This is a genomic window from Phyllobacterium lublinensis (assembly GCF_020164435.1).
Taxonomy (GTDB): Bacteria; Pseudomonadota; Alphaproteobacteria; order Rhizobiales; family Rhizobiaceae; genus Phyllobacterium; species Phyllobacterium lublinensis.
This window is the reverse complement of sequence record NZ_JAIUDQ010000042.1, coordinates 1-337: the sequence shown is the minus strand read 5'-3', so window position 1 is coordinate 337 and position 337 is coordinate 1. Positions and strand designations below refer to the sequence as shown.

The 337-nt window shown below is 58.5% G+C and carries 1 protein-coding gene; it reads right to left on the bottom strand.

All coding sequences use genetic code 11. From position 1 onward, the window contains the following. Positions 1 to 337: hypothetical protein (locus K9U38_RS21920; RefSeq protein WP_224496474.1), on the bottom strand; the 337-nt coding region annotated here is incomplete at both ends.

Sequence of the window (337 nt, the reverse complement as noted above, 5' to 3'; positions counted from 1 at the left end):
ACCGCCGTAAATTGCACGTTGATGGTGCCCGGCGCGTCGAATTCGAGCCATGCCGGTGCGCCGTTCATGTGCACTTCGAGATCTTCGATCACAATCTGGTTCATCCACACATTGCGGAAGAGGTCGGTGACGAATTTGTACTCCAGCCCGGCGGCGGACGTGATCTTCCAGCGGTAGCCCTGGCCGGCGACCAGCTCGAAATCCTTCTGGTTGACGGTGAATTCATTGTCCTTGGAACCGAGAATGAGTTCGGGCACGTTCTTGCTGGCGCGCGTGACGGCCGGCGCTTTTACCTGCGTCTCGGTCTTTGCTGGTGCTGCCGCATCATCATCGTCGT